At 72.3% G+C, this 20,470-nt stretch carries 18 protein-coding genes, 3 pseudogenes and 1 riboswitch; of the genes and pseudogenes, 10 read left to right on the top strand and 11 right to left on the bottom strand.

Annotation, left to right across the window (positions count from 1 at the left end; genetic code table 11):
- Window positions 1–1,284: 1,284 nt before the first annotated feature.
- A complete protein-coding gene (locus tag RM590_RS01090) occupies window positions 1,285–1,920 on the top strand; it encodes a hypothetical protein (RefSeq protein WP_311702372.1) in 636 nt (211 codons plus the stop codon).
- Window positions 1,921–2,251: 331 nt separating this feature from the next.
- On the opposite strand, the pseudogene RM590_RS01085 reads toward RM590_RS01090, so the two are convergent.
- Window positions 2,252–2,640, bottom strand: a pseudogene (locus RM590_RS01085) (fibronectin type III domain-containing protein); the annotation flags it as partial.
- A gap of 1,128 nt (window positions 2,641–3,768) precedes the next feature.
- Between RM590_RS01085 and RM590_RS01080 the strand changes: the two are divergent.
- Window positions 3,769–4,175, top strand: a pseudogene (locus RM590_RS01080) (IS701 family transposase); the annotation flags it as partial.
- 326 nt (window positions 4,176–4,501) lie between these two features.
- Here the strand turns inward: RM590_RS01080 and RM590_RS01075 are convergent.
- From RM590_RS01075 to gcvT, 3 genes are read right to left on the bottom strand one after another with little or no spacing between them, the layout of a single operon-like run.
- Window positions 4,502–5,884: an L-serine ammonia-lyase gene (locus RM590_RS01075; RefSeq protein ID WP_311702370.1), complete on the bottom strand. Its 1,383-nt coding sequence runs from the start codon at window positions 5,882–5,884 to the stop codon at window positions 4,502–4,504.
- 10 nt (window positions 5,885–5,894) lie between these two features.
- Window positions 5,895–6,281 carry a glycine cleavage system protein GcvH gene (gcvH, locus tag RM590_RS01070; protein ID WP_311702368.1) on the bottom strand — a complete coding sequence of 129 codons (387 nt, stop codon included), beginning with the start codon at window positions 6,279–6,281 and terminating at the stop codon, window positions 5,895–5,897.
- Window positions 6,282–6,324: 43 nt separating this feature from the next.
- On the bottom strand, window positions 6,325–7,446 hold the full coding sequence (gene gcvT / locus RM590_RS01065) for a glycine cleavage system aminomethyltransferase GcvT (RefSeq protein ID WP_311702367.1): 1,122 nt from the start codon (window positions 7,444–7,446) through the stop codon (window positions 6,325–6,327).
- Between the two features lie 154 nt (window positions 7,447–7,600).
- A riboswitch (glycine riboswitch) is annotated at window positions 7,601–7,693 on the bottom strand.
- 146 nt (window positions 7,694–7,839) lie between these two features.
- Between gcvT and RM590_RS01060 the strand changes: the two genes are divergently transcribed.
- On the top strand, window positions 7,840–8,607 hold the full coding sequence (locus RM590_RS01060; protein ID WP_311702366.1) for an enhanced serine sensitivity protein SseB: 768 nt from the start codon (window positions 7,840–7,842) through the stop codon (window positions 8,605–8,607).
- 78 nt (window positions 8,608–8,685) lie between these two features.
- Complete coding sequence (locus RM590_RS01055; RefSeq protein WP_311702365.1) at window positions 8,686–9,462, top strand: enhanced serine sensitivity protein SseB C-terminal domain-containing protein; 777 nt, start codon at window positions 8,686–8,688, stop codon at window positions 9,460–9,462.
- Between the two features lie 14 nt (window positions 9,463–9,476).
- On the opposite strand, the gene RM590_RS01050 is transcribed toward RM590_RS01055, so the two are convergent.
- On the bottom strand, window positions 9,477–10,040 hold the full coding sequence (locus tag RM590_RS01050) for a GNAT family N-acetyltransferase (RefSeq protein ID WP_311702364.1): 564 nt from the start codon (window positions 10,038–10,040) through the stop codon (window positions 9,477–9,479).
- A gap of 97 nt (window positions 10,041–10,137) precedes the next feature.
- On the opposite strand from RM590_RS01050, the gene RM590_RS01045 reads away from it, so the two are divergent.
- Window positions 10,138–10,611, top strand: coding sequence for a Dps family protein (locus RM590_RS01045; protein ID WP_311702363.1), 474 nt, complete (start codon window positions 10,138–10,140; stop codon window positions 10,609–10,611).
- A 66-nt stretch (window positions 10,612–10,677) separates the two neighbouring features.
- On the top strand, window positions 10,678–10,884 hold the full coding sequence (locus RM590_RS01040; protein WP_311702362.1) for a hypothetical protein: 207 nt from the start codon (window positions 10,678–10,680) through the stop codon (window positions 10,882–10,884).
- Window positions 10,885–10,896: 12 nt separating this feature from the next.
- Here RM590_RS01040 and RM590_RS01035 read toward each other — a convergent pair whose 3' ends face one another.
- The 5 genes from RM590_RS01035 to RM590_RS01015 form a co-directional block, all read right to left on the bottom strand.
- Window positions 10,897–12,066 (bottom strand): glycerate kinase family protein, encoded by a 1,170-nt coding sequence (locus RM590_RS01035; RefSeq protein ID WP_311702815.1) that lies wholly within the window; start codon window positions 12,064–12,066, stop codon window positions 10,897–10,899.
- A gap of 12 nt (window positions 12,067–12,078) precedes the next feature.
- Entirely contained in the window at window positions 12,079–13,494 is a 1,416-nt protein-coding gene (locus tag RM590_RS01030) for an SLC13 family permease (RefSeq protein ID WP_311702361.1), read from the bottom strand.
- Between the two features lie 83 nt (window positions 13,495–13,577).
- The gene (locus RM590_RS01025; RefSeq protein WP_311702360.1) at window positions 13,578–14,240 is read right to left on the bottom strand and encodes a response regulator transcription factor; all 663 of its coding nucleotides are present in this window, start codon (window positions 14,238–14,240) and stop codon (window positions 13,578–13,580) included.
- Window positions 14,237–15,775: an ATP-binding protein gene (locus tag RM590_RS01020; RefSeq protein ID WP_311702359.1), complete on the bottom strand. Its 1,539-nt coding sequence runs from the start codon at window positions 15,773–15,775 to the stop codon at window positions 14,237–14,239. Before RM590_RS01020 ends, RM590_RS01025 begins: the two co-directional genes overlap by 4 nt.
- Complete coding sequence (locus RM590_RS01015; RefSeq protein WP_311702358.1) at window positions 15,684–15,974, bottom strand: small secreted hydrophilic protein; 291 nt, start codon at window positions 15,972–15,974, stop codon at window positions 15,684–15,686. Before RM590_RS01015 ends, RM590_RS01020 begins: the two co-directional genes overlap by 92 nt.
- Before the next feature lie 231 nt (window positions 15,975–16,205).
- Between RM590_RS01015 and RM590_RS01010 the strand changes: the two are divergent.
- Both RM590_RS01010 and RM590_RS01005 read left to right on the top strand, forming a co-directional pair.
- A pseudogene (locus RM590_RS01010) lies at window positions 16,206–16,832 on the top strand (peptidoglycan recognition protein family protein); the annotation flags it as partial.
- A gap of 84 nt (window positions 16,833–16,916) precedes the next feature.
- Window positions 16,917–17,348 (top strand): sigma factor-like helix-turn-helix DNA-binding protein, encoded by a 432-nt coding sequence (locus RM590_RS01005; RefSeq protein ID WP_311702357.1) that lies wholly within the window; start codon window positions 16,917–16,919, stop codon window positions 17,346–17,348.
- Between the two features lie 25 nt (window positions 17,349–17,373).
- Here RM590_RS01005 and RM590_RS01000 read toward each other — a convergent pair whose 3' ends face one another.
- A complete protein-coding gene (locus RM590_RS01000) occupies window positions 17,374–18,033 on the bottom strand; it encodes an N-acetylmuramoyl-L-alanine amidase (RefSeq protein WP_311702356.1) in 660 nt (219 codons plus the stop codon).
- Between the two features lie 76 nt (window positions 18,034–18,109).
- Here RM590_RS01000 and RM590_RS00995 point away from each other — a divergent pair, with 76 nt between their 5' ends.
- Window positions 18,110–19,279: a cysteine desulfurase family protein gene (locus RM590_RS00995; protein WP_311702355.1), complete on the top strand. Its 1,170-nt coding sequence runs from the start codon at window positions 18,110–18,112 to the stop codon at window positions 19,277–19,279.
- A gap of 22 nt (window positions 19,280–19,301) precedes the next feature.
- Window positions 19,302–20,459, top strand: coding sequence for a tRNA 2-thiouridine(34) synthase MnmA (gene mnmA / locus RM590_RS00990; RefSeq protein WP_311702354.1), 1,158 nt, complete (start codon window positions 19,302–19,304; stop codon window positions 20,457–20,459).
- Window positions 20,460–20,470: the final 11 nt, after the last annotated feature.

The raw sequence follows: 20,470 nt of genomic DNA, 5'->3' as shown, positions 1-20,470 counted from the left end.
GCATCCGGCAACGCGAGCCCGGCTGGACATGGCACGGAACGCGACCATGACACGTCCGCTTGGACGGGCATGTCATGGTGGGGCTTCGCACCAGGGCAGCCAGAGCGGCCGACGGCCTTCAGTCCCAGAATTCCTGGACGTGCCGAGCGACTGCTGGCCCGCCGAGTTGGCATGGCAGCCGTCCGCGACCTCATTGCTGTCGGCGTCGGGTGAATCGTGACCCACTTTGGGCGGTTGAAATGTGACCCAGTGGTGTCAGTTCAGTCGTTGTCGGTGGGTGATGACTCCTGAGACGTTCGGCGACTGGTCGCCGCGGTCGGCCTTTTGCGTGTTCGGTTCCGAGCCCGCCGAGGTGCTGGGGAAGACCGGGCCGGGGATGGGGAAGCCGACCGCGGTGGGCGCCCTTTCATGCCGGCCAACGTCGCACTCGCGCCGGACGAGAGAACGAGGGCGAGGAAGTGTCGCTGTCGCATCGGCATGAGTGCTCCGCAAGGCGTGTGAGAACACCTCCCAGTCCGGTCGCAACGTAGCAGCGTGCTGGTCCACTCGTAAGCTCCGGGATCCAGTTGTGAAATAAAGTTCACAACTGCCGCCTCTGTGCCCCTATGGCCCGGGCGAAGCGTCGACCGCAGGGGAGTTCGCTCTGTGAAGTTTTTTTTGCCAATCTCTCGAAGCGGAAAAGTGCCACCGTGGGGTCGCTCCGTCCCTGGACTCGCGGTGTCGGCGCCCTATGGAGGCGCGATCGCTTCTGTGCACGTCCCGCCCCGGTTGGCGAGCGCGCCTGGCGGCCGCGCCCGCGCGCTCGGTCGCAGGTGACGGGCTCCATAAACTCACCTTTCGGGCGCCAGATGAAGTAACCGTCTATTCCGTGGCGAACAATCGTGGACTCCGCCCGGGGTGGCGCCTTGGGGTAGCGGAACCGTCGATGCCCTGAGATGGCCTCCCACCTCGGCGAGTTGGCCGTGCCGTCGCGACGGTCTGGCGCCTTTCGCGATGCTCCGAGGGCCCGGCTCGGGAGCCCGGCCGACACAGTGTCGACACGGTCCGGAAACGGCCCGTGCCCGTGGCGGTGGTCGTTGACCACCCCAGTGCCCAATCGTACCGTCGGCCGCAGTTGCTCGGTTGCCGACTTCTGTCGGCTGGCTCCTGGTATCCGAGAGAGGAACCGTGATGACTAGATCATCTGTCCAGCATCGCAAGAGCCCAAGCGTGTGGTCTCTGGGGCGTGGCAGCCGTATCGTCCGCGCTGTCGGCGCAGTCGCCGTAACGGTCGCCATCGTTGTCATGTCCGCGACCACTTCGGCGGCGGGCGGCCGGAGCGAGGCGGGCGCCCAGTCGGGTCCCGCTGTCGTGGCCGGAGCCGCGCACCAGACAGCGCCCTCTCAGGCACAACAGAATTCGATGGGCTTCATCGGCTGCTCGATGGCGGAGAATGTCGCGCAGGGTTACCGCGCGGTTGGCGGTACCACCATGTGGGGTCCCTACGGGACGGGCGGCATGGTCGTGCAGTCGTGGACCGATCCCAACTCCAACGCCTGGCGGTTGTTCGACCAGCAGGTGAGCAGGTATGGCACGCCGACTGCCGTGTGGGTGCAGATCTGCATCTTCTCCCAGAGCGGCGCAACGTATGACGAGGTGAAGCGGCTCATCGCCAACGCGCGGCAGCACACGTCCCCCGACGCGACGATCTACATCACCGGTCAGCCGCTTTACGATCCGGGTCGGACGTGTTTCCTGGCGGGGCCCAACGGCCCGCAGTTGACTGACAGTCTCGCCAAGCAGGCGGCTGCCGACCCGACGCAGAACGTCATCTACCCCGGGGCGTTCCACCTCGCGAGCAATGAGGTCGCGGACGGCTGTCACGCCAACACCACGGGCCAGGCGTCGCTTGGCAGGCAGGCCATAGCGTTCTGGAACTGAAGGCCGCCCGTTGTGGTGGGCATGCCGTGGTGATCTCCCACCATGGCCACCACAACGGGTGCGTCATGGTGAGTGTTCGCACTGAGGACCTGTTGCCCCACTTCGCACTGACGGACGGGCACGGCGTATCGCGCTGACGGACGTCCGGCGACCTCGGCCGGTGCGGTGCCGTTGGGGCACCGCACCGGTTCTGGTTCAGAGGCGGCAGCAGCGGATGCGGTGGCCGAGGATGGGACGCTGGCGCCGGCCTGTTCCCGCGGTGAGGGATCGACGAGGGCTGTGCTCGCCATCGCTCGGTTGGCTGGGGAACGAAACGCTTGCGGGACACGCGGCCGTCGATGGCGGTGGGGCCGGTGTTGCGGATCACGATCTCTCCCTGGAACCCGCTGCCCCAGTCTCCCACCGAGCGGTAGCTCACGGAGCAAGTGCCCGTTGTGTTGCCGGTCTCGGTGGTGACGGCGACGGTGCCGGAGCGGTCGGGGGGTTGCCGGCCGCGTCCTTGGCGTATACGGCGAAGGTGTAGGCGGTGTCCGCGGACAGGCCCGTGATGGTGACGCGGTTGGACGTTGAGCCGGCGACGCGGGTCTCGGTGCCGCCGTCGACGCGGACGATGTCGTAGCCGGTGACGCCCGTGTTGTCGGTGGACGCCGTCCAGCTCAGCGTCACGGAACCGGCGGTCACCTCGGAAGCCGTGGGGGTGCCGGGAGCGGTTGGCGCGCGCCACTGGAGGTCCTTCTCTCTCAGCGCCCGGTGAACCCGCCATCCCCACCATGCCGGGGTGCCGAGCCCACCCGGCACGACCGCGGCCAGTAGATACGGCCACACCCATGACCAGGCCACCAGATCGTCAGCACGGCCACCGCCCCGCCGGCGACCAGGTACCGTAACCGACGCCGCTCGGCCGCTTGCGACTTCTGCTTCGCGTCGTTCCGGCCATCGCCGCAATGCCGACGCCATGACCAGGCTGCCTCTGACACCGGTCCTTGCGAGGTGCGCATTTCGAATGAGCTTCATGGCGGACCGCGGATGCCGCCGCTGGGAAGCTTGACTTCACAGTCGGCACTCCGGCCTCGGGACCCGCGCGCCCGGTGGGTCACGCCGTGAACGCGACCTTCGGGTGACACCAGCTGAGCGCATCGTTGCCATTGATCAGACAGATCCGCAGCCAGTACACCCTGTCCTCGGAGAGGTTGTAGAGATCGCCGTTCTCGGCGCTCCTGATGGTGGGGCCGTTCCCGGCGCTGTCGCGAACGTTGTAGACCCGCTCGCCGGGCGTGCCGTCGCCGTGTTCCTGAACACCGAGGCGATGGCGTCGTGCCCGTCACCACCACGCAGGTCCTCCACGATGATGATGTCGCCGTCAGTCTCGAACCCAACCACTTCGGTGTTCGAAGGGTCCGTCGTGCGCAGCGGAGGGATCTGGACCAGCGGGCTCACCTCGCCCGCGCCCCCCGCCGCGCCGGCCGGCGCGGCCAGCACAGCCACGATCGCCACGCCCGCAGCCGCGGCCGCCAGTACCCTTTTCACGTACATTTTTCCTCCGAAGCATCGTGAACGAGTCCACTGACATGAGAGCCGGACAGCCTGGCCCGTCAACGGCAGACGACCACCCAGCTTCGAAAAAACTCGGCGGTGAAGCACAACACCGCATGCAGGCAATCAACGAAATGCGGGCAATCAACGAACGGAAAGGCCCAGAGCCGCAGCCGCGAAGCGACAAGCGGGGCCAGCTCTTCCTCGGCCGCACTCCAGCCGCAGGGTTCGCTATTGCTGCTGGTCAGGGCCCTGTTCTGGAGTGCAGTTGGCTGACTGAGCGTCAGGTTGCCGGGTTCGTGATCTCGGGTGCGGCTCGGGCCGGTGGGGCGCAAGAACGGCTGGCAGCTGGCCGAATACGCCGGCCTCAGCAGTCCGGCCGGGTTGCAGCACTTACTCGGCCGGGCCTGCTGGAGCCCCGACGAGATACGTGATGACCTGCAAGAATACGTCGTCGAGAATCTGGAAGACCCTGGCGGCCTACTGATCGTCGACGACACCGGGTTCCTGAAGAAGGGCATCACCTCGGCCGGTTCCAGCGCCAGTACTCCGGTACGGCCGGCCGCACCGAGAACTGCCGGATTGGCGTCTTCGCCGCCTACGCCTCGGCGAAGGGCCGGGCGCTGGTGGACCGGGAGCTGTACCTGCCCAAGTCCTGGACGCAGGACCGGGACCGCTGCGCGACGGCGGGGTGCCGAGCAGGGGGCACCAGGCCCCATCGCCGCCTGGAACGACAGGCCCTCGTTGAGTGTGCTGAGTGCGGCGACCGGTGCCGCGTGGTCGCGGGCGGGCAGGCGCCTGGCATAGCCCGGAACGGCCCGGACGCTGTCGCCGGACGTCTGGCTCGCGGTTCGCCATCGAGGGAACTCGATGCGCTCCAACGGCCTCGATACGCGCAGGTCAGCCCCCTTTCTTCAGGCTTTCGCCAGGGACTTTTCAGGGACTTTCCGCTCTGTCCGAGGGACTTCCCAGGGACTTTCCGCCGTTCAAACAGGGACGGCCCGGACAGACCGGAAAGGAGCGTTCCCGCAGGCCAGGGACGGTTCGCTCAGCACTCGATGATGTTCACCGCGAGGCCGCCGCGGGCCGTCTCCTTGTACTTGACGCTCATGTCGGCGCCCGTCTCCTTCATCGTCTTGATGGCCTTGTCCAGCGAGACGTGGTGCCGGCCGTCGCCGCGCAGGGCCATGCGGGCGGCGGTGATGGCCTTCACCGCGGCCATGCCGTTGCGCTCGATGCAGGGGATCTGGACCAGGCCGCCGACCGGGTCGCAGGTCAGGCCGAGGTTATGCTCGATGCCGATCTCCGCCGCGTTCTCGACCTGTTCGGGGGTGCCGCCCAGCACCTCGGCCAGGCCGCCGGCGGCCATCGAGCAGGCGGAGCCGACCTCGCCCTGGCAGCCGACCTCGGCGCCGGAGATCGACGCGTTCTCCTTGAACAGCATCCCGATCGCGGAGGCCGCCAGCAGGAAACGGACGACGCCGTCCTCGTTCGCGCCCGGCACGAACTCCAGGTAGTAGCGCAGCACGGCCGGGATGATGCCCGCCGCGCCGTTGGTGGGGGCGGTCACCACCCGGCCGCCGGCCGCGTTCTCCTCGTTGACCGCCATCGCGTACAGCGTGACCCAGTCCATCGCCAGCGCCGGCCCGGGGCCCTCGCCGCGCAGCTTCCGCGCCGAAGTCGCCGCGCGGCGGCGGACCTTCAGCCCGCCGGGCAGGATGCCCTCCTGGGACAGGCCGCGTTCGACGCACGCGTCCATCGCGTGCCAGATCCGCAGCAGCCCGGCGCGGACCTGCTCCTCGGTCCGCCAGGCGCGCTCGTTCTCCAGCATCAGCGCGGAGACCGACAGCCCGGTCTCGCGCGTCAGCCGCAGCAGCTCGTCGCCGGTGCGGAAGGGGTGGCGCAGCACGGTGTCGTCCAGCCGGATACGGTCCTCGCCCACCGCGTCCTCGTCCACCACGAAGCCGCCGCCCACCGAGTAGTACGTCTTGGTCAGCAGCGGGCGGCCCTCGGCGTCGGCCGCCCGCAGCGTCATGCCGTTGGCGTGGTACGGCAGCGAGCGGCGGCGGTGCAGCACCAGATCCGTGTCCGGGTCGAACGGAACGGGGTGCGCGTCGCCGATCTCCGCGGCCAGCAGGGGCAGTTGGCGCTCGCGCCGGATTCGTTCGACCTCCTCGTCCGCGCGGGCGACGTCCACGGTGTCGGGCGCGTGCCCGCTCAGCCCGAGCAGCACCGCCTTCGGCGTGCCGTGGCCGTGCCCGGTGGCGCCGAGCGAGCCGTACAGCTCGGCGCGCACGGCGGCGGTGTGCGCCAGCAGCCCCTCGTTCTTCAGCCGGCGGGCGAACATCCGCGCCGCGCGCATCGGGCCGACGGTGTGCGAGCTGGACGGCCCGATGCCGATGGTGAACAGGTCGAAGGCAGAGAGGGCCACGGCGCGTCGCTCACTCGCTGGTGAAGGCGGCGTACTCGTCGGCGGACAGCAGGTCCGCCGGCTCGCCGGCCGAGGTGTCCAGCCGGACCTTGAACAGCCAGCCGCCCTGGAACGGCGCGGAGTTCACCAGCGCCGGGTCGTCCACCACGTCCTGGTTGGTCTCGGTGACCTCGCCGCTGACGGGGGCGTACAGGTCGCTGACGGACTTGGTGGACTCCAGCTCACCGCACGGCTCGCCGGCGGTGACCGTCGCGCCCACCTCGGGGAGCTGGACGAACACGACGTCACCGAGCGCGTTGGCCGCGTACTCGGTGATGCCGACCGTCGCCACGCCGTCCTCGACGGGGGACAGCCACTCGTGCTCCTTGCTGTAACGAAGCTGCTCGGGGTTGCTCATGACGGAGATTCTCCTGGTGTGGATGGGCGATGAGGTGGAGGCGTTACTTCGCGCGCTTGTAGAACGGCAGGGCGACGACGTCGTACGGCTCGTGGCTGCCGCGTATGTCCACGCGGACGCCCTCGGTGCCCGGCACCGCGTGTTCCGGGTCGACGTACGCCATGGCGATGGGCTTGCCCAGCGTGGGCGACGGCGCGCCGGAGGTGACCTCGCCGATGACGGCGCCCGCCGCGTCCACCACCGGATAGCCGGCGCGCGGCACGCGCCGGCCTTGGGCCACCAGGCCGACCAGCGTGCGCGGCGGCCGGCCGGCGGCGCGCTCGGCCGCGCGGGTCAGGGCCTCGCGGCCGACGAAGTCGCCCGGCTTGTCGAACTTCACCACCCGGCCGAGCCCGGCGTCGAACGGCGTGGTGGCGGTGGTCAGTTCATGGCCGTACAGCGGCATGCCCGCCTCCAGGCGCAGCGTGTCGCGGCAGGCCAGGCCGCAGGGCACCAGGCCGTCCGCCCGCCCGGCCTCGGTGAGCGCCTCCCACAGCGGCACGGCGTCCTCGGGGGCGCAGAACAGCTCGAAGCCGTCCTCGCCGGTGTAGCCGGTCCGGGCGATCAGGGCCCGGCGGCCGGCCACGGTGCCGGGCAGGCCCGCGTAGTACCGCAGGCCGGCCAGGTCGGCGTCGGTGAGGCGGCCGAGGATGGCGGGGGAGGCGGGGCCCTGGACGGCGATCAGCGCGTACGCGTCGCGGTCGTCCCGGACCACCGCGTCGAACCCGGCGCCGCGCTCGGCCAGCGCGCCCAGCACCGTCCCCGCGTTGGCCGCGTTGGCGACGACGAGGTACTCCCGCTCGGCGAGCCGGTAGACGATGAGGTCGTCGAGGATCCCGCCCGCGGCGTCGCAGATCATGGTGTACCGGGCGCGGCCCACGCGCAGCGCGCCCAGGTTGCCGACCAGCGCGTGGTCGAGCAGCGCGCCCGCCTCCGGCCCGGTCACGGTGATCTCGCCCATGTGGGAGAGGTCGAACAGCCCGGCGGCGGTGCGGACCGCCTCGTGCTCGGCCCGTTCGCTGCCGTACCGCAGCGGCATGGTCCAGCCGGCGAAGTCGGTGAGGGTGGCGCCGAGGGCGCGGTGAACGGCGTCGAGCGCCGTCGTACGGGGGGTGTCGTCCGTCATGGGCTGGCTCCAGGAGGGCAGGGGTTGGCTGGCTTCCGGGCCCTCCCCATCTGTCATCGGCACCTGAGAGGTTCGCCGCGGCCCGGGCGGGCGCGGCTTGCACCGTGGGTGGGGCCGCGCCGCACGGGGCGGACGGCCCGCTTTTCAGATTCGCCTCCCGCACGCGGTACGGGGCCTGAGAGATTCAAGGGAGGACTTGCTCCTTCGGCGCCCCGGTGGCTTCCGGGGACTCTCCCGCGCGTGGTCTAACGGCCGGTATGCGGTTGTGTGCTGCGTCCACATCATCGCACGAACAACGGCCGAGGGCCGCCCCTCCGGGACCCGGTTCCGGGCGCCAGCCACTAGGGTTCCTTCGCGGGTGTTGAGGACCTGATGAGATGGTGGTCGAACGAGATGAGTGTTCCGCGGCAGGGTCCCGGCTTCGGCGGCGGCTGGCCGGGCAATGAGCTGGAGGAGATCCTGGCCGGCGCGCTCGGCTCCCGGGACGCCGGACCCCGGGTGCTGGCGGCGCTGGCCCGCAGTTCCCTGTGGATCCCGCTGCCCGAGGGCGGCGGCCCGGACAGCCGCACCCTGGACCTGCCCACCATCGATCTGAACGGCGGCGTATACGTCCCGGTGTTCAGTTCCGCCGAACAACTGCACCTGGGCGGCGCCTCCCACCTGTCGTTCAGTGTCGCCCCCGCTCGGGAGTTCGCCCGCGGGCTGCCGCCCCAGGTGGGCATCGCGGTCAACCCCGGCGGCACGGTCGGCATCCCCGTGCCGCCCAGCGCCGTGGCCGAACTGTGCCGCGAGACCCCGGGCCGGCGCACCCCGGGCGTTCCCTCGGGGGCGCGGATGCGGCTCTTCCAGCCGGACTGGCAGGAGGAGCCGACGGACTTCCTGTCCGCCGCCGCCGCCGAGCTGGCCGGGCTGTGGTACGTGCGCACCGCGCGGCGCGGGCTGGCCAGCGCCGAGGGCGGAGCACCCTCGCTGTTCATCGGCGTGGAGCTGGACCAGTTGGACGAGGAGACGCGCACGGCCGTCAACGGCGCGCTCGGGCGCGCGCTGGCCGCCCGGCCCGTGGTCTGGCCGGTCCAGCTCGTGCTCCTCGACGCCGCGGACGACCCCGTTGTGGACTGGCTGCGCGAGTGCGTGCAGCCGTTCTACTCCCGTGACGTCTAAGCGATGGCTGTGACGGGCATGTGAGGGTCGGCTGACGGGCACAGTGCATCCGAGTGGGCACGAGGAGGTCCGGACCAGGTGAGTGCGGGAGAAGGTCTCGAGGAACTGCTGCCCCGGATCACCCCCGACCGACTCGACACCTATGAGGAGCTGCTCGCCGCACTCGCCGCCAGCGAGGTGTGGATGCTGCTGTGGCACGGCCGGCCCGGCGATCCGGAGGCGCAGTACGGCAGCGTCGAGGTCGCCGGCCACGGGTACGCGCCGTGCGTCACGTCCGAACGCGAGCTGTCGGCGAGCGGCTGGACCCGCAGCCATGAGGTGGTCACCGGGCGGGACATCGCGGCGGCGCTCTACCCGGACCACTGGGGTCTGTGGCTCAACCCGCACGCGCCGGGCGGCGGGCTCGGCATCCCCTGGCTCGACCTGCGCCGGATCGCCGGCGGGCTGGAACGGCTGCCCGCCGGGCCGCTGCGGATCAGCGAACCCAGCATCCGCGCCGACGAGTTCTACGCGCGACTCATCGCGCACGCCCGGCGCACGCCCATGCTGCGCAGCCTGCGCCGGGCGTGGGTGCGGCCCGCCGTCGGCCAGGCGTACCTGGTGATCGGGCTGGACGTGGACGACCCGGGTGAGCGGACGGCGGAGGCGGTGCGGGAGATGATGCGGCAGGTGATCGCCGCGGTCCCCGACGGCCTGCCGGTGGGTACGGTGGCGATGGCCGACGCGTTCGACCCGGTCGCGATGTGGCTGCGCGCCAACACGCGCTCGTTCTACGACCGGGACGCCACCGTCCGGACCGATCCGGACAGCGGTCGGCAGAACCGGCACGGCTACGGCTATCCGCGGCCGTACTGAGCCGACGGCGGTGGTCAGGCGCCCGGGTCAGCGGTGGCCGGGGGCACGATCTCGCCCGGCGGCGTGTCGTCGGTGTTCAGCAGCCGCTGCCAGTGGCTCACGTCCCGCCACGTGCTGTGCTTGTAGCCCACGTCCCGGAACGTCCCCACGTGCTCGAAACCCTGCGAGCGGTGCAGGGCCACGCTGCCCGGGTTGGGCAGCGCGACCGTCGCGATGGCGCTGCGGTAGCCCTGGGCCCGCAGCGTCGTGAGCAGTCGGTCGTAGAGCGCGGAGCCGACGCCGAGACCGCGCTGCCCGGGGGAGAGGTAGATCACCGACTCGGCGGTCCAGGCGTAGGCGCCGCGCGGGCTCCACGGGTGGGCGTAGGCGATGCCGGCCACCTCACCGATGGCGGTTTCGGCCACATACCAGGGGTACTCGGCGCTGTGGCGCCGCCACTCGGCGAGCCATTCGTCCGGCGTCAGCGGCTCGGTGCGGAAGTTCGCCGCCGTGACAGCGATGTAGTGGTTGATCAGCGCGCAGACGGCCGGCATGTCGTCGGCGCGGGCGAACCGGATGGTGGGTGTGGGTGAGGCCATGGCCGCATCCTCGCAAACGCCCGGGGGCGGGGCCCGAGATACCGCGAATGTGCGTGAAAGTCGCACAACGGACGACCCTCCGGAAGGAGACGCCTGCATGTACGCCATCAAGAGCACGCTGCCGGAGGCCACACTCAAGATCGTGGGGGAGGCGCTCCAGGGCGCGCTGGTGGATCTCATCGACCTCTCGCTGGTGGCCAAGCAGACCCACTGGAACATCGTCGGCCCCCGGTTCCGCTCGGTGCACCTCCAGCTCGACGAGGTGGTCGAGACCGCCCGCTCGCACTCCGACACGGTCGCCGAACGCGCCGCCGCCCTCGGCCTGTCCCCGGACGGCCGCGCGGCCACCGTCGCGTCGGGCACCGGCATCGGCGAGGTCGCCGAGGGCTGGCAGCGGGACACCGACGCCGTACGCGCCATGGTGGACGCCCTCGGCGCGGTCATCGTCCGCATGAGGGAGCGCCTGGCCGACGTCGGCCCGGTGGACACGGTCACCGAGGACGTGCTGATCCAGCTCACCAAGGACCTGGAGAAGCACCACTGGATGTTCCAGGCCGAGCACGGCGGCTGAGCCGCGCCGCACCCGGGCGGCCCCCCGCCGGCTGCGCCGCGGCGCCGGGGGGTGCACCCTTGCCGCATGGCCAGGGCCCGCATCGTCGTCTATCCGCCCACCGCGGGCGGTGGGCGGCGCGTACGCGCGAACGGGGAGATCCTCGGGCGCGCCCGTTCACTCGACGAACTGCTCGAGTTCCTGCGGCGGGCCGGGCTTGACCCGGACGAGGTGGACCTGCGCGACCCCGAGCTGCTGGAGTGGCGCGGCGGCGGGCCCGAGGTCTGGGTGTGAGCCGGTCCGCCGTCAGGGGCGGACCGCCGGGCGGGCCAGCCGGCTGCCGAGCAGCACCATCCGCAGCGCCTGCTCCGCCGCGTCCGCCAGGAACTCCCGGCCGCGCGCCAGCGCCTCCGGCAGCGCCAGGGGAGCGGGCAGGATGCCGCTGTATGCGTCCACCCCGACCAGCCGCACCTCGTGCGCGCCCTCGCCGATCGTGCCCGCCAGGGCCAGCACCGGGATGCCCAGGGCCTTCGCGCGGCGCGCCACCTCGCCCGGGATCTTGCCGAGCGAAGTCTGCCGGTCCAGCGCGCCCTCCGCGGTGACCACCAGGTCGGCCCGGGCCAGCCGGGCGTCCAGGTCGAGGTGGTCGAGCAGCACCTCGAAGCGCGGGCGCAGCCGGGCGCCCACCGCGGCCAGCCCGGCGCCCAGCCCGCCGGACGCGCCGGTGCCGACGCCCAGCCGCAGGTCGAGGCCGGCCGGGGCCACGTCCCGCAGCAGCACGTCCGCCCAGTGTTCGAGGGCGGCCGACAGCTCCTCGACGAGCGCCGGGCCGGCGCCCTTCTGCGGCCCGAAGACCCGGGCCACGCCGCGCGGGCCGCACAGCACGTTGTACGGGTTGCACGCGACCAGCAGCTCCGTCTCGGCCAGCCGGGGGTCGAGCCCCGTCGGGTCGATGCGGTCCAGGTGCCGCAACGCCGCCCCGCCGCGCGGCAGTTCCCGCCCGGCGGCGTCCAGCAGCCGGACGCCCAGCGCCTGCAACGCGCCGGCGCCGCCGTCGGAGGTGCCCGAGTCGCCACAGCCGACCAGGATGCGCCGCACCCCGGTGTCCAGCGCGGCGCGGATCAGCTCGCCGACCCCGAACGTCGTGGTGGCGCCCGGATCGCGCTGGTCGGTCGGCACCAGCGACAGGCCGGCCACTGCGGCCATCTCCACCACCGCCGTGCCGTCCAGCAGCGCGAAGTGGCTGTGCACCGGGGCCCCGACCGGGCCGGTGGCCACGCGGGGGACGAGCCGGCCGCCGGCCGCGGCGGCCAGCGCCTCGGCCGTTCCCTCGCCGCCGTCGACCAGTGGCAGCAGATCGATCTCGGCGCCCGGCGCGGCCCGCAGCAGGCCCTCCGCGATGGCGTCGGCCGCGGCGGCGGCGGACAGCGATTCCTTGAGGCCGCTTGGCGCCACGGCGAATCGGTAAGGGGGGATCACGGACACTCCTCAGGGGGCGACGCCGAACAGGGGCCAGACGACGAGCGCGAACAGCAGAACCAGCGCGGCGCTCAGCGGCGCCAGCACCGCGGACAGCCGTAGCAGGTCGCCGGGGGTGTAGGTGGGGGTACCGGGAATATCGGCGAACAGCGTCACCGGTTTGGCGGATGCGGGCAGGGTGTGACAGAAGCCGGCCGCCGCCGTGGAGGCCAGCGCCGCCGCGACCGGATCGACCCCGGCGGCCATCGCGGAGGCCACCACCAGCGGCACCAGCACGCTGGAGCGCGCGGAGCGCGACTGGAGCACGAGATGCGCGGCGGTGCTCACCGCGACGACCACCGCGAGGAACGCCCAGGCCGGAATCGTTTCATCGCCCGGCAGGCCGGAGATCAGCCACTCGGCCGCGCCCGACTCCGACAGGGCCACGCCCATGGCCATCGTCGCGGCCATGAACAGCAGCAGCGACCACGGGACCGTCGCCAGCGCGTCCTTCAGCCGGACCGTGCCCAGCGAGGGCGCGGTCGCGACCACCGCGCCGATGAGCGCGACCACCGCCGGGGACACCCCGTGCAGCGGCTCGCTGCACCACAGCGCCACCACGGTGGCCAGCAGCGCCAGGCACCGCGACTCCTTCAGGGTCAGCCGGCCGGTGACCGGCTCCTCGCTGTGCTCCTGGATCTCCGCCACCCCGATGCGCACCGGCCCGCGCCGGTCACCGCGCCTGGTCGTCGTCAACAGCACGGCCTCCGCGGCGAGATGGGACGAGACCACGGCGAGCGGCAGCCCGAGCAGCAGCCACTCGTGGAAGCCGATGCGTTCCCCCGTGGTCTCCCACAGCACCGAGACGGTGATCAGATGCGCGCCGGCCCCGATCAGCGTCGCCACCGCGGAGAGCAGGATGACGGTGGGGAACAGCAGGGCCAGCGCGACGACCAGCCGGGTGCGGTCGGACAGGGCGCGGGCCAGCGCCAGGAAGACGGGCAGGGCCAGCGCCGCCCGGCCCGAGGTGGCCGGCACGGCGAACGCCGAGGTGACCAGGGCGGCCGTCGTCAGATGGAACAACTGCCGCACTGTCCGCGCCCCGCCCACCAGGAACGCCGCGGCGCGGCCGGCCAGCCCGGTGGCCGCCACCGCGGCGGCCAGCACGAACGCGCAGATGAGCAGCCAGATTGTTTCATCTCCCAGAGTGCCGAAGAGGGCCTCCGCGCTGGTCACTCCGGTGACGGTCAGCGCCAGCCCGGCCCCGAGCGCCACATAGGTGTCGTCGATCGGGGTGCCGATCCAGGCGCAGGTGGCCAGCAGGAAGACGACGAGGGTGATGCGCGCGTCGCCGGAGAGCTGCGGGAAGTTCGTCGGAACGACCAGCAGCCCGCACAGGCTCAGCGCCGCGCACAACGAGACCGTCTGCCGGAGGGTGAGTGTCACCCGGCCAGTGTCCGAACGCCGGGTGAGCCACCGATGAACCCTTTATGAGGAGAACTTCATGGTCGCGGCGGGGCCGACGGCCGTCACTGCGGCAGTCGGTATCCCATGCCGCGTACCGTTTCCACCTGTTGGGCGCCGAGCTTCTTGCGCAGCGCACGCACATACACGTCGACTATGTTCGATCCGGGGTCGAAGTCGTAGCCCCAAACGTGGGACAGGATCTGCTCGCGGGACAGCACCTGGCCGGGGTGGCGCAGGAACAGCTCCAGCAGTACGAACTCCCGCGCCGTCAGATCCACCAGCGTGCCGCCGGCGCGGGCCCGGCGCGTGCGCAGGTCCAGGCTGAGGTCGCCGCAGCGCAGCACGGTCACCTCGGGCGCCCGGGCCGCCGTGCGCAGCCGCAGCCGCACCCGGGCCAGCAGCTCCTCGAAGCGGAACGGCTTGGTCATCCAGTCGTCCGCGCCGCCCTCCAGCCCGGCCACGGTGTCGCGCACCGAGTCGCGCGCGGTCAGCACGATCACCGGCACGGTCACCCGTGCCTCGCGCATCTCGCGCAGGACCGTGAAGCCGTCGCGGCCGGGCAGCCCGATGTCCAGGACGACCAGGTCGAAGCCGCCGGCGCAGGCGTAGTCGAGCGCCGCGTCGCCGTCCGCCGCGACGGTGGTGATGAAGCCGTTGGCCCGCAGGCCCTTCTCGACGAAGGCGGCGATGCGCTCCTCGTCCTCGGCGATGAGGATGCGGTTCATGGGGTCTCCAGTACGAGTACGAACGTGGCTCCGCCGCCGGGGGTCGGCCGCAGGTCGACCCGGCCGTGGTGCCCCTCGGCTATCGCCTTGACGATGGACAGACCGAGCCCCGCGCCGCTGCCGCTGCCGCCCCGGACGCCGCGGCGGGCCGCGCCGCGCCGGAAGCGCTCGAAGATGACGGCGGCGTCCGCGGGCCGGACGCCGGGGCCGCTGTCCGCGACGTACAGCTCCACCTGCCCGCCGGTCAGCCGCGAGCCGATGCGGACGGTCTGCCCCGGGCCGGTGTGCTCCACGGCGTTCTGCGCGAGCTGCACCATGGCCTGGGTGATGCGCTGGGCGTCCAGCTCGGCCTCGCACTCGGCGACCTCGGGCAGCTCCCACTGGCGGTCGCCCAGCGCCCTGGCCTTGACGAACACATCGGCGGTCAGCTCGGCGAGCTGCACCGGCGCCGGCTGGACGAAGTCGGGCCGCTCGGCCTTGGCCAGCAGCAGCAGGTCCTCCACGATGCGGCTCATGCGGTCCAGCTCGTCGGTGACCAGGCGCACGGTCTCGCGCCGCTCGGCCGCGCTCTCCGGGCCGTCGCCCTCGGACATCAGCTCCAGATGGCCGCGCACGATGGTGATCGGGGTGCGCAGTTCGTGGCCCGCGTCGTCCACGAACCGCCGCTGCGCGGCGAACGCGCGCTCCAGCCGGTCCAGCATCGCGTTGAACGTCTCGGCCAGCGCCGAGATGTCGTCCCGGCCGCGGATGGGGATGCGCCGGGTCAGGTCCTGCTCGGTGAGCTGGGCCGCGGTCGCCCGCACCAGCCGGACCGGGGCGAGGATGCTGCCCGCCACCGCCCAGCCCACGGCGCAGGTCATCAGCAGCGCGACGCCGGAGATGGCCAGCAGGATGCCGACGACGTTCTCGGCGGAGGACTGGGCGCGGTCGGAGTGGAAGGCGACGATGAACATGGTCTCCGGCTCGCCCTCGGCGCGGTTGATCGGCACCTTGGCCCAGCGGATCTCGCCGCTGTCGCGGGAGAGCGTGCCGGTGCTTCCGGGGGCGGCGGCTATCCGCTCCAGCGACGGCCGGTCCCGGTAGAGGGGCAGTTCGGAGGGGATGTCGCGGGGCTGGCGGATGACGGTCGGGTTCGGGGACTCGGCGATGAAGCCGAGCAACTCCTCGGCGGGGTCCGGGTACTGGCGTTCCAGGTAGAGGGTCAGCAGGCGGCGCGCGTCGGTGAACGGCTCGCCGGTCTGCGGGTCGCGGCCGCGCGCCACGAAGTTCCCGAACTCGGAGGTCTCCTGGGCGAGTATCTGCCCGGTGCGTTCGTTCACATCGCGCAGCAGGATCGAGCGGGTGGTGAGGACGACGGTCGCCAGGGCCACGGACATCACGACCAGCAGCCACAGCAGAATGCGGAAGCGGGCGGAGAGCCGGGACGGCGCCCGCGCGACGCGATCAGTCGTCGAAGGCGCCGTCGTCGTCCGGCTCGAACCCGTCGTCTCCTTCCCCGCCGCCGTCGTCGTCGAGGGGTGGTCGGTCGTGGTCATCAAGGGGGTCCTCGGTCGCTGAGGGTTGTGGCACGACCTCCTCGTTGGGGGGCGCCGACGGGGACGGCTCCTCCAACTCCACATCGGAGGGCACCAAGGGCGGTTCGGGATCGTCGCTGAGCAGATAGCTCGTCCCGGCGATGCCCACGGGTATCAGGACAACGGCCGCGAGTGCTGCCATACGGTGCGGGAATGCCATGGGAACAAGACTGCGGTCGAACAGTGGTGGTCTTCATGAAGAGGGGATGAGGAAATCTTAATGTTGAACGCGGCGGACAGGGCGCAAACATTCACCCACTCCGTCCTCAAGCGCCAACTACCCTTCCTTCACGGGTAGTTGCTGACGCACACGAAACTCCGGGCGAGTCGTTACGATCGGTGCGCGATTAACCCCCTTGTGTAGCGGGGTGATTGATCGTACAAGTCGTATATGGCCACTCCCCTCACTGCGGACAAGCTACTGAAAGCGCTCAAGGACGAGGGCGTCAAGGTCGTCGAGCACAAGTCCTGGCGCACCAACAACCGGAACGGCGTGGGCACCTGGGGCCCGGTGCACGGCGTGATGCTCCACCACACCGTCACCTCGGGCACCGCCGCGACCGTGGACCTGTGCTATGAGGGCCGCTCCGATCTGCCGGGGCCGCTGTGCCACGGGGTCATCGCCAAGGACGGCACCCTGTATCTGGTCGGCAACGGCCGGGCCAACCACGCTGGCAAGGGCGACCGCGACGTGCTCAACGCCGTCATCGCCGAGAAGTCCCTGCCCCCCGACAACGAGGCCGACACCGACGGCAACACCCACTTCTACGGCTTCGAGTGCATCAACATGGGCGACAACAAGGACCCCTGGCCCAAGGAGCAGGTCGAGGCCGCCGTGCGCGCCTCCGCCGCGATCTGCCGGGCGCACGAGTGGGGCGGGGCCGGCGACACCTCGGTGATCGGCCATCTGGAGTGGCAGCCGGGCAAGATCGACCCGCGCGGCCCCGGCATCTCCATGGGGGACGTGCGCGAGCGCGTCGTCGACCGCCTCGGGCACGCCGCGAACTGGACCCCGGACGAGGACTGAGCCGTTCCTCCGCAACGCTCCGCCACGCGTGGACAAGTACGGACGAAGGCGCGACCGCGGAAGGGGAGAGACGACGTGGGCACAGCCACCGGGACACGCGAGGGACTCCGTCCGAACGGCGCGGAAACGCACCGCCGGCGCCGCCGCAGCGGGATCACGCGCCTCCTGACCGGCCGGGCCGACGAGGCGCGGACGGCCGCCGACTTCGCCCGCGTGGCCGGGTGGATCGCCCCGCCGGGCGCCGGGCGCGAGGCCGGGGCCGTGCTCACCGCGCTGGCCGCGCTCACCGGTCTGGCCCCGGCGGACGGGGCAGTCCTGGAGCTGATCGCCGTCGACCGGCTGTCCCTCGCCGAGGCCGCCGCGGCGCTGGGTATCGGCTGGCGCGCCGCCCGCCGCCGGCTGCGCCGTGCCCGCCGGGCCCTGCGCGCCGCCCCCGCCCTGGCCCGGGCCCGGGAGGAGGCCGCCCTGCTGCCCATCCCGCTCGGCTACTCCGGACGCGGGTCATGAACGGGCGGCGCCGGCCGGCCTCCCGTCAGGCCGTGCCGCCGACCCGGCGGACCAGCTCCAGATAGCGGTCCCAGTCCCAGTGCGGCCCCGGGCAGACGCGGATCACGTCCGGCACCTCGTTGTGCCCGAGGATGTGCTCCCGGTCCACTGGTATGCCGTACCGCTCGCAGATGCCCGCCACCAGCCGGGCGGACGACTCGTACATCGCGTCGGTCAGATACGACGGGTCGTCGGCCCAGCCCTCGTGCTCGATGCCGATGCTGCGCTCGTTGAAGCCGCGGTTCCCCGCGTGATAGGCGACGTCCAGCTCCCGGGCCAACTGCGCTATGTGCCCGTCCGCGGAGCGCACCACGTAGTGCGTGGCGGCCCCGTGATCCGGATCCTGGAAGACCCGCAGCGTGATCGGGTACGTCGCCTCCGGCATGTGGATGACGACCCGGTCGATCGTGTAGTCCCGCGGCCGGCTGGCCCGCCGGTAGTTGGCCGGGGAGGCCGGGACCCACTCCGCGCCCTCGTGGTCCACCTCGCCCTCCACCCGCGGCGTCTCGGTCCCCGAGTACCGCCACCACCACCGGGAGAGGGTGTCGCGCCCGGCGAGCGCCACGGTGCCGAGCGCGCCCGCCGCCCCGGCGGCCAGCAGGGCGCGGCGGCGCACCGTGCCGCGTCCACCGGATTGCTCACCCATGCCCATCGATCCCTCCGCCGCGAGAACGCATACGCCCGGCGGTCGGTTCCGGCGCGGCTCGTAGAATCGGCTCACCATGCCCTACCTCGACCACGCCGCCACCACCCCCATGCTCCCCGAGGCCGTCGCGGCGATGACCGCTCAGCTCACCGCCACCGGCAACGCCTCGGCCCTGCACCACTCGGGGCGGCGGGCCCGGCGCGCGGTGGAGGAAGGGCGCGAGAGACTGGCCGCCGCGCTGGGGGCGCGCCCCAGCGAGGTCGTGTTCACCTCCGGCGGCACCGAGGCGGACAACCTCGCGGTCAAGGGCCTGTTCTGGGCGCGCCGCGCCGCCGACCCGCGCCGCACCCGGGTGCTGGCCAGCCCGGTCGAGCACCACGCCGTGCTCGACGTCGCGCAGTGGCTGGCCGACCACGAGGGCGCCCGGGTCGAGTGGCTGCCGGTGGACGGCCACGGCCGGGTGCACCCCGACGCGTTGCGCGAGGCGATCGAGCGGGACCCCGACGACGTCGCCCTGGTGACCGTGATGTGGGCCAACAACGAGATCGGCACCATCCTCCCCGCCGCCGAACTGGCCGCCGTCGCCGCCGAGTTCGGCATCCCCATGCACGCGGACGCCGTGCAGGCCGTCGGGCAGCTCGAGGTGGACTTCGCCGCCTCGGGCGTGGCCGCCCTCACCGTCTCCGGCCACAAGATCGGCGGGCCCTACGGCATCGGCGCCCTGCTGCTGGGCCGCGAATGGACCCCGACGCCCGTGCTGCACGGCGGCGGCCAGGAGCGGGAGGTCCGGTCCGGCACCCTGGACGTGCCCGCCATCGCGGGCTTCGCGGTGGCCGCCGAGCTCGCCGCCGCCCGCCGCCCCGGCTTCGCCGCGGAGATCGGCGCCCTGCGCGACGACCTGATCGCCGCGGTGACCACCGCCGTACCCGACGCCGTCCTCGGCGGCGACCCCGACCCGGCCGGGCGCCTCCCGGGCAACGCGCACTTCGCCTTCCCCGGCTGCGAGGGCGACTCGCTGCTGCTCCTGCTGGACGCCCAGGGCATCGAGTGCTCGACCGGATCGGCCTGCACCGCGGGCATCGCCCAGCCCAGCCATGTGCTGCTGGCCGCCGGCGCCGATCCGGAACTTGCCCGGGGCACGCTCCGTTTCACCCTCGGGCACACCTCCACCCGCGACGATGTCACCGCCGTCGCCGAGGCCATCGGCCCCGCGGTCGAACGCGCCCGCACGGCGGGACTGAGCTGACCCGCACTACCCTGGTGGGGTGATGACTGACCCCCGCCCCGGCTCCGCCCCCGGACCCGGACGCCGCCTGCGCGTGCTGGCCGCGATGTCCGGCGGCGTGGACTCCGCCGTCGCCGCCGCGCGCGCCGCCGAGGCCGGCCACGAGGTGACCGGCGTCCACCTGGCCCTCTCGGCGAACCCGCAGTCCTTCCGCACCGGCGCCCGCGGCTGCTGCACCATCGAGGACTCCCGCGACGCCCGCCGCGCCGCCGACGTCATCGGCATCCCGTTCTACGTGTGGGATCTCGCCGAGCGGTTCCGCCGGGACGTGGTCGAGGACTTCGTCGCCGAGTACCGGGCGGGCCGCACGCCCAACCCCTGTCTGCGCTGCAACGAGAAGATCAAGTTCGCCGCGCTGCTGGACAAGGCGCTGGCCCTGGGCTTCGACGCGGTCTGCACCGGCCACTACGCCAGCGTCGTGGAGACCGCCGACGGCCGCCGCGAGCTGCACCGTTCCGCCGACCTCGGCAAGGACCAGAGCTATGTGCTCGGCGTGCTCGACGAGCGGCAGCTCGCGCACGCCATGTTCCCCCTCGGCGACACCCGGGCCACCAAGGACGAGATCCGCGCGGAGGCCGAGCGGCGCGGGCTGGCCGTGGCGCGCAAGCCGGACAGCCACGACATCTGCTTCATCGCCGACGGCGACACCCGGGGCTTCCTGGCCGGCCACCTCGGCTCGGCCGAGGGAGACATCGTCGACGAGGAGGGCCGCAAGGTCGGTACCCACCAGGGCGCGCACGGCTTCACCATCGGCCAGCGCCGCGGCCTGCGCATCGGGCACCCCGCGCCGGACGGCAAGCCGCGCTACGTCCTGGACATCTCGCCCGTCTCCAACACGGTCACCGTCGGCCCGGCCGAGGCGCTCGACGTGGTCGCGCTCACCGCCGTCAAGCCGCGCTGGTGCGGCACGGCCCCGGACGGGCCCGGCACGTACACCGCGCAGCTTCGGGCGCACGGCGGCGAGACGCCGGTGACGGCCGAGCCGGTCGGCGACGAGCTGCGGGTGCGGTTCGGCGAGCCGGTGCGGGGCGTGGCGCCGGGCCAGGCGATCGTGCTCTACGACGGCACGCGCGTCGTCGGCTCGGCGACGATAGCCACCACCGAACGGGCGGGCGCGGCCGTCGGCCGGGGCACTGGCTGAGAACGACCTCG

Source organism: Streptomyces litchfieldiae (genome assembly GCF_031845365.1).
Taxonomy (GTDB): domain Bacteria; phylum Actinomycetota; class Actinomycetes; order Streptomycetales; family Streptomycetaceae; genus Streptomyces; species Streptomyces litchfieldiae.
The sequence above is the reverse complement of the archived record's forward strand: the minus strand, read 5'-3'. Positions and strand labels throughout refer to the sequence as shown.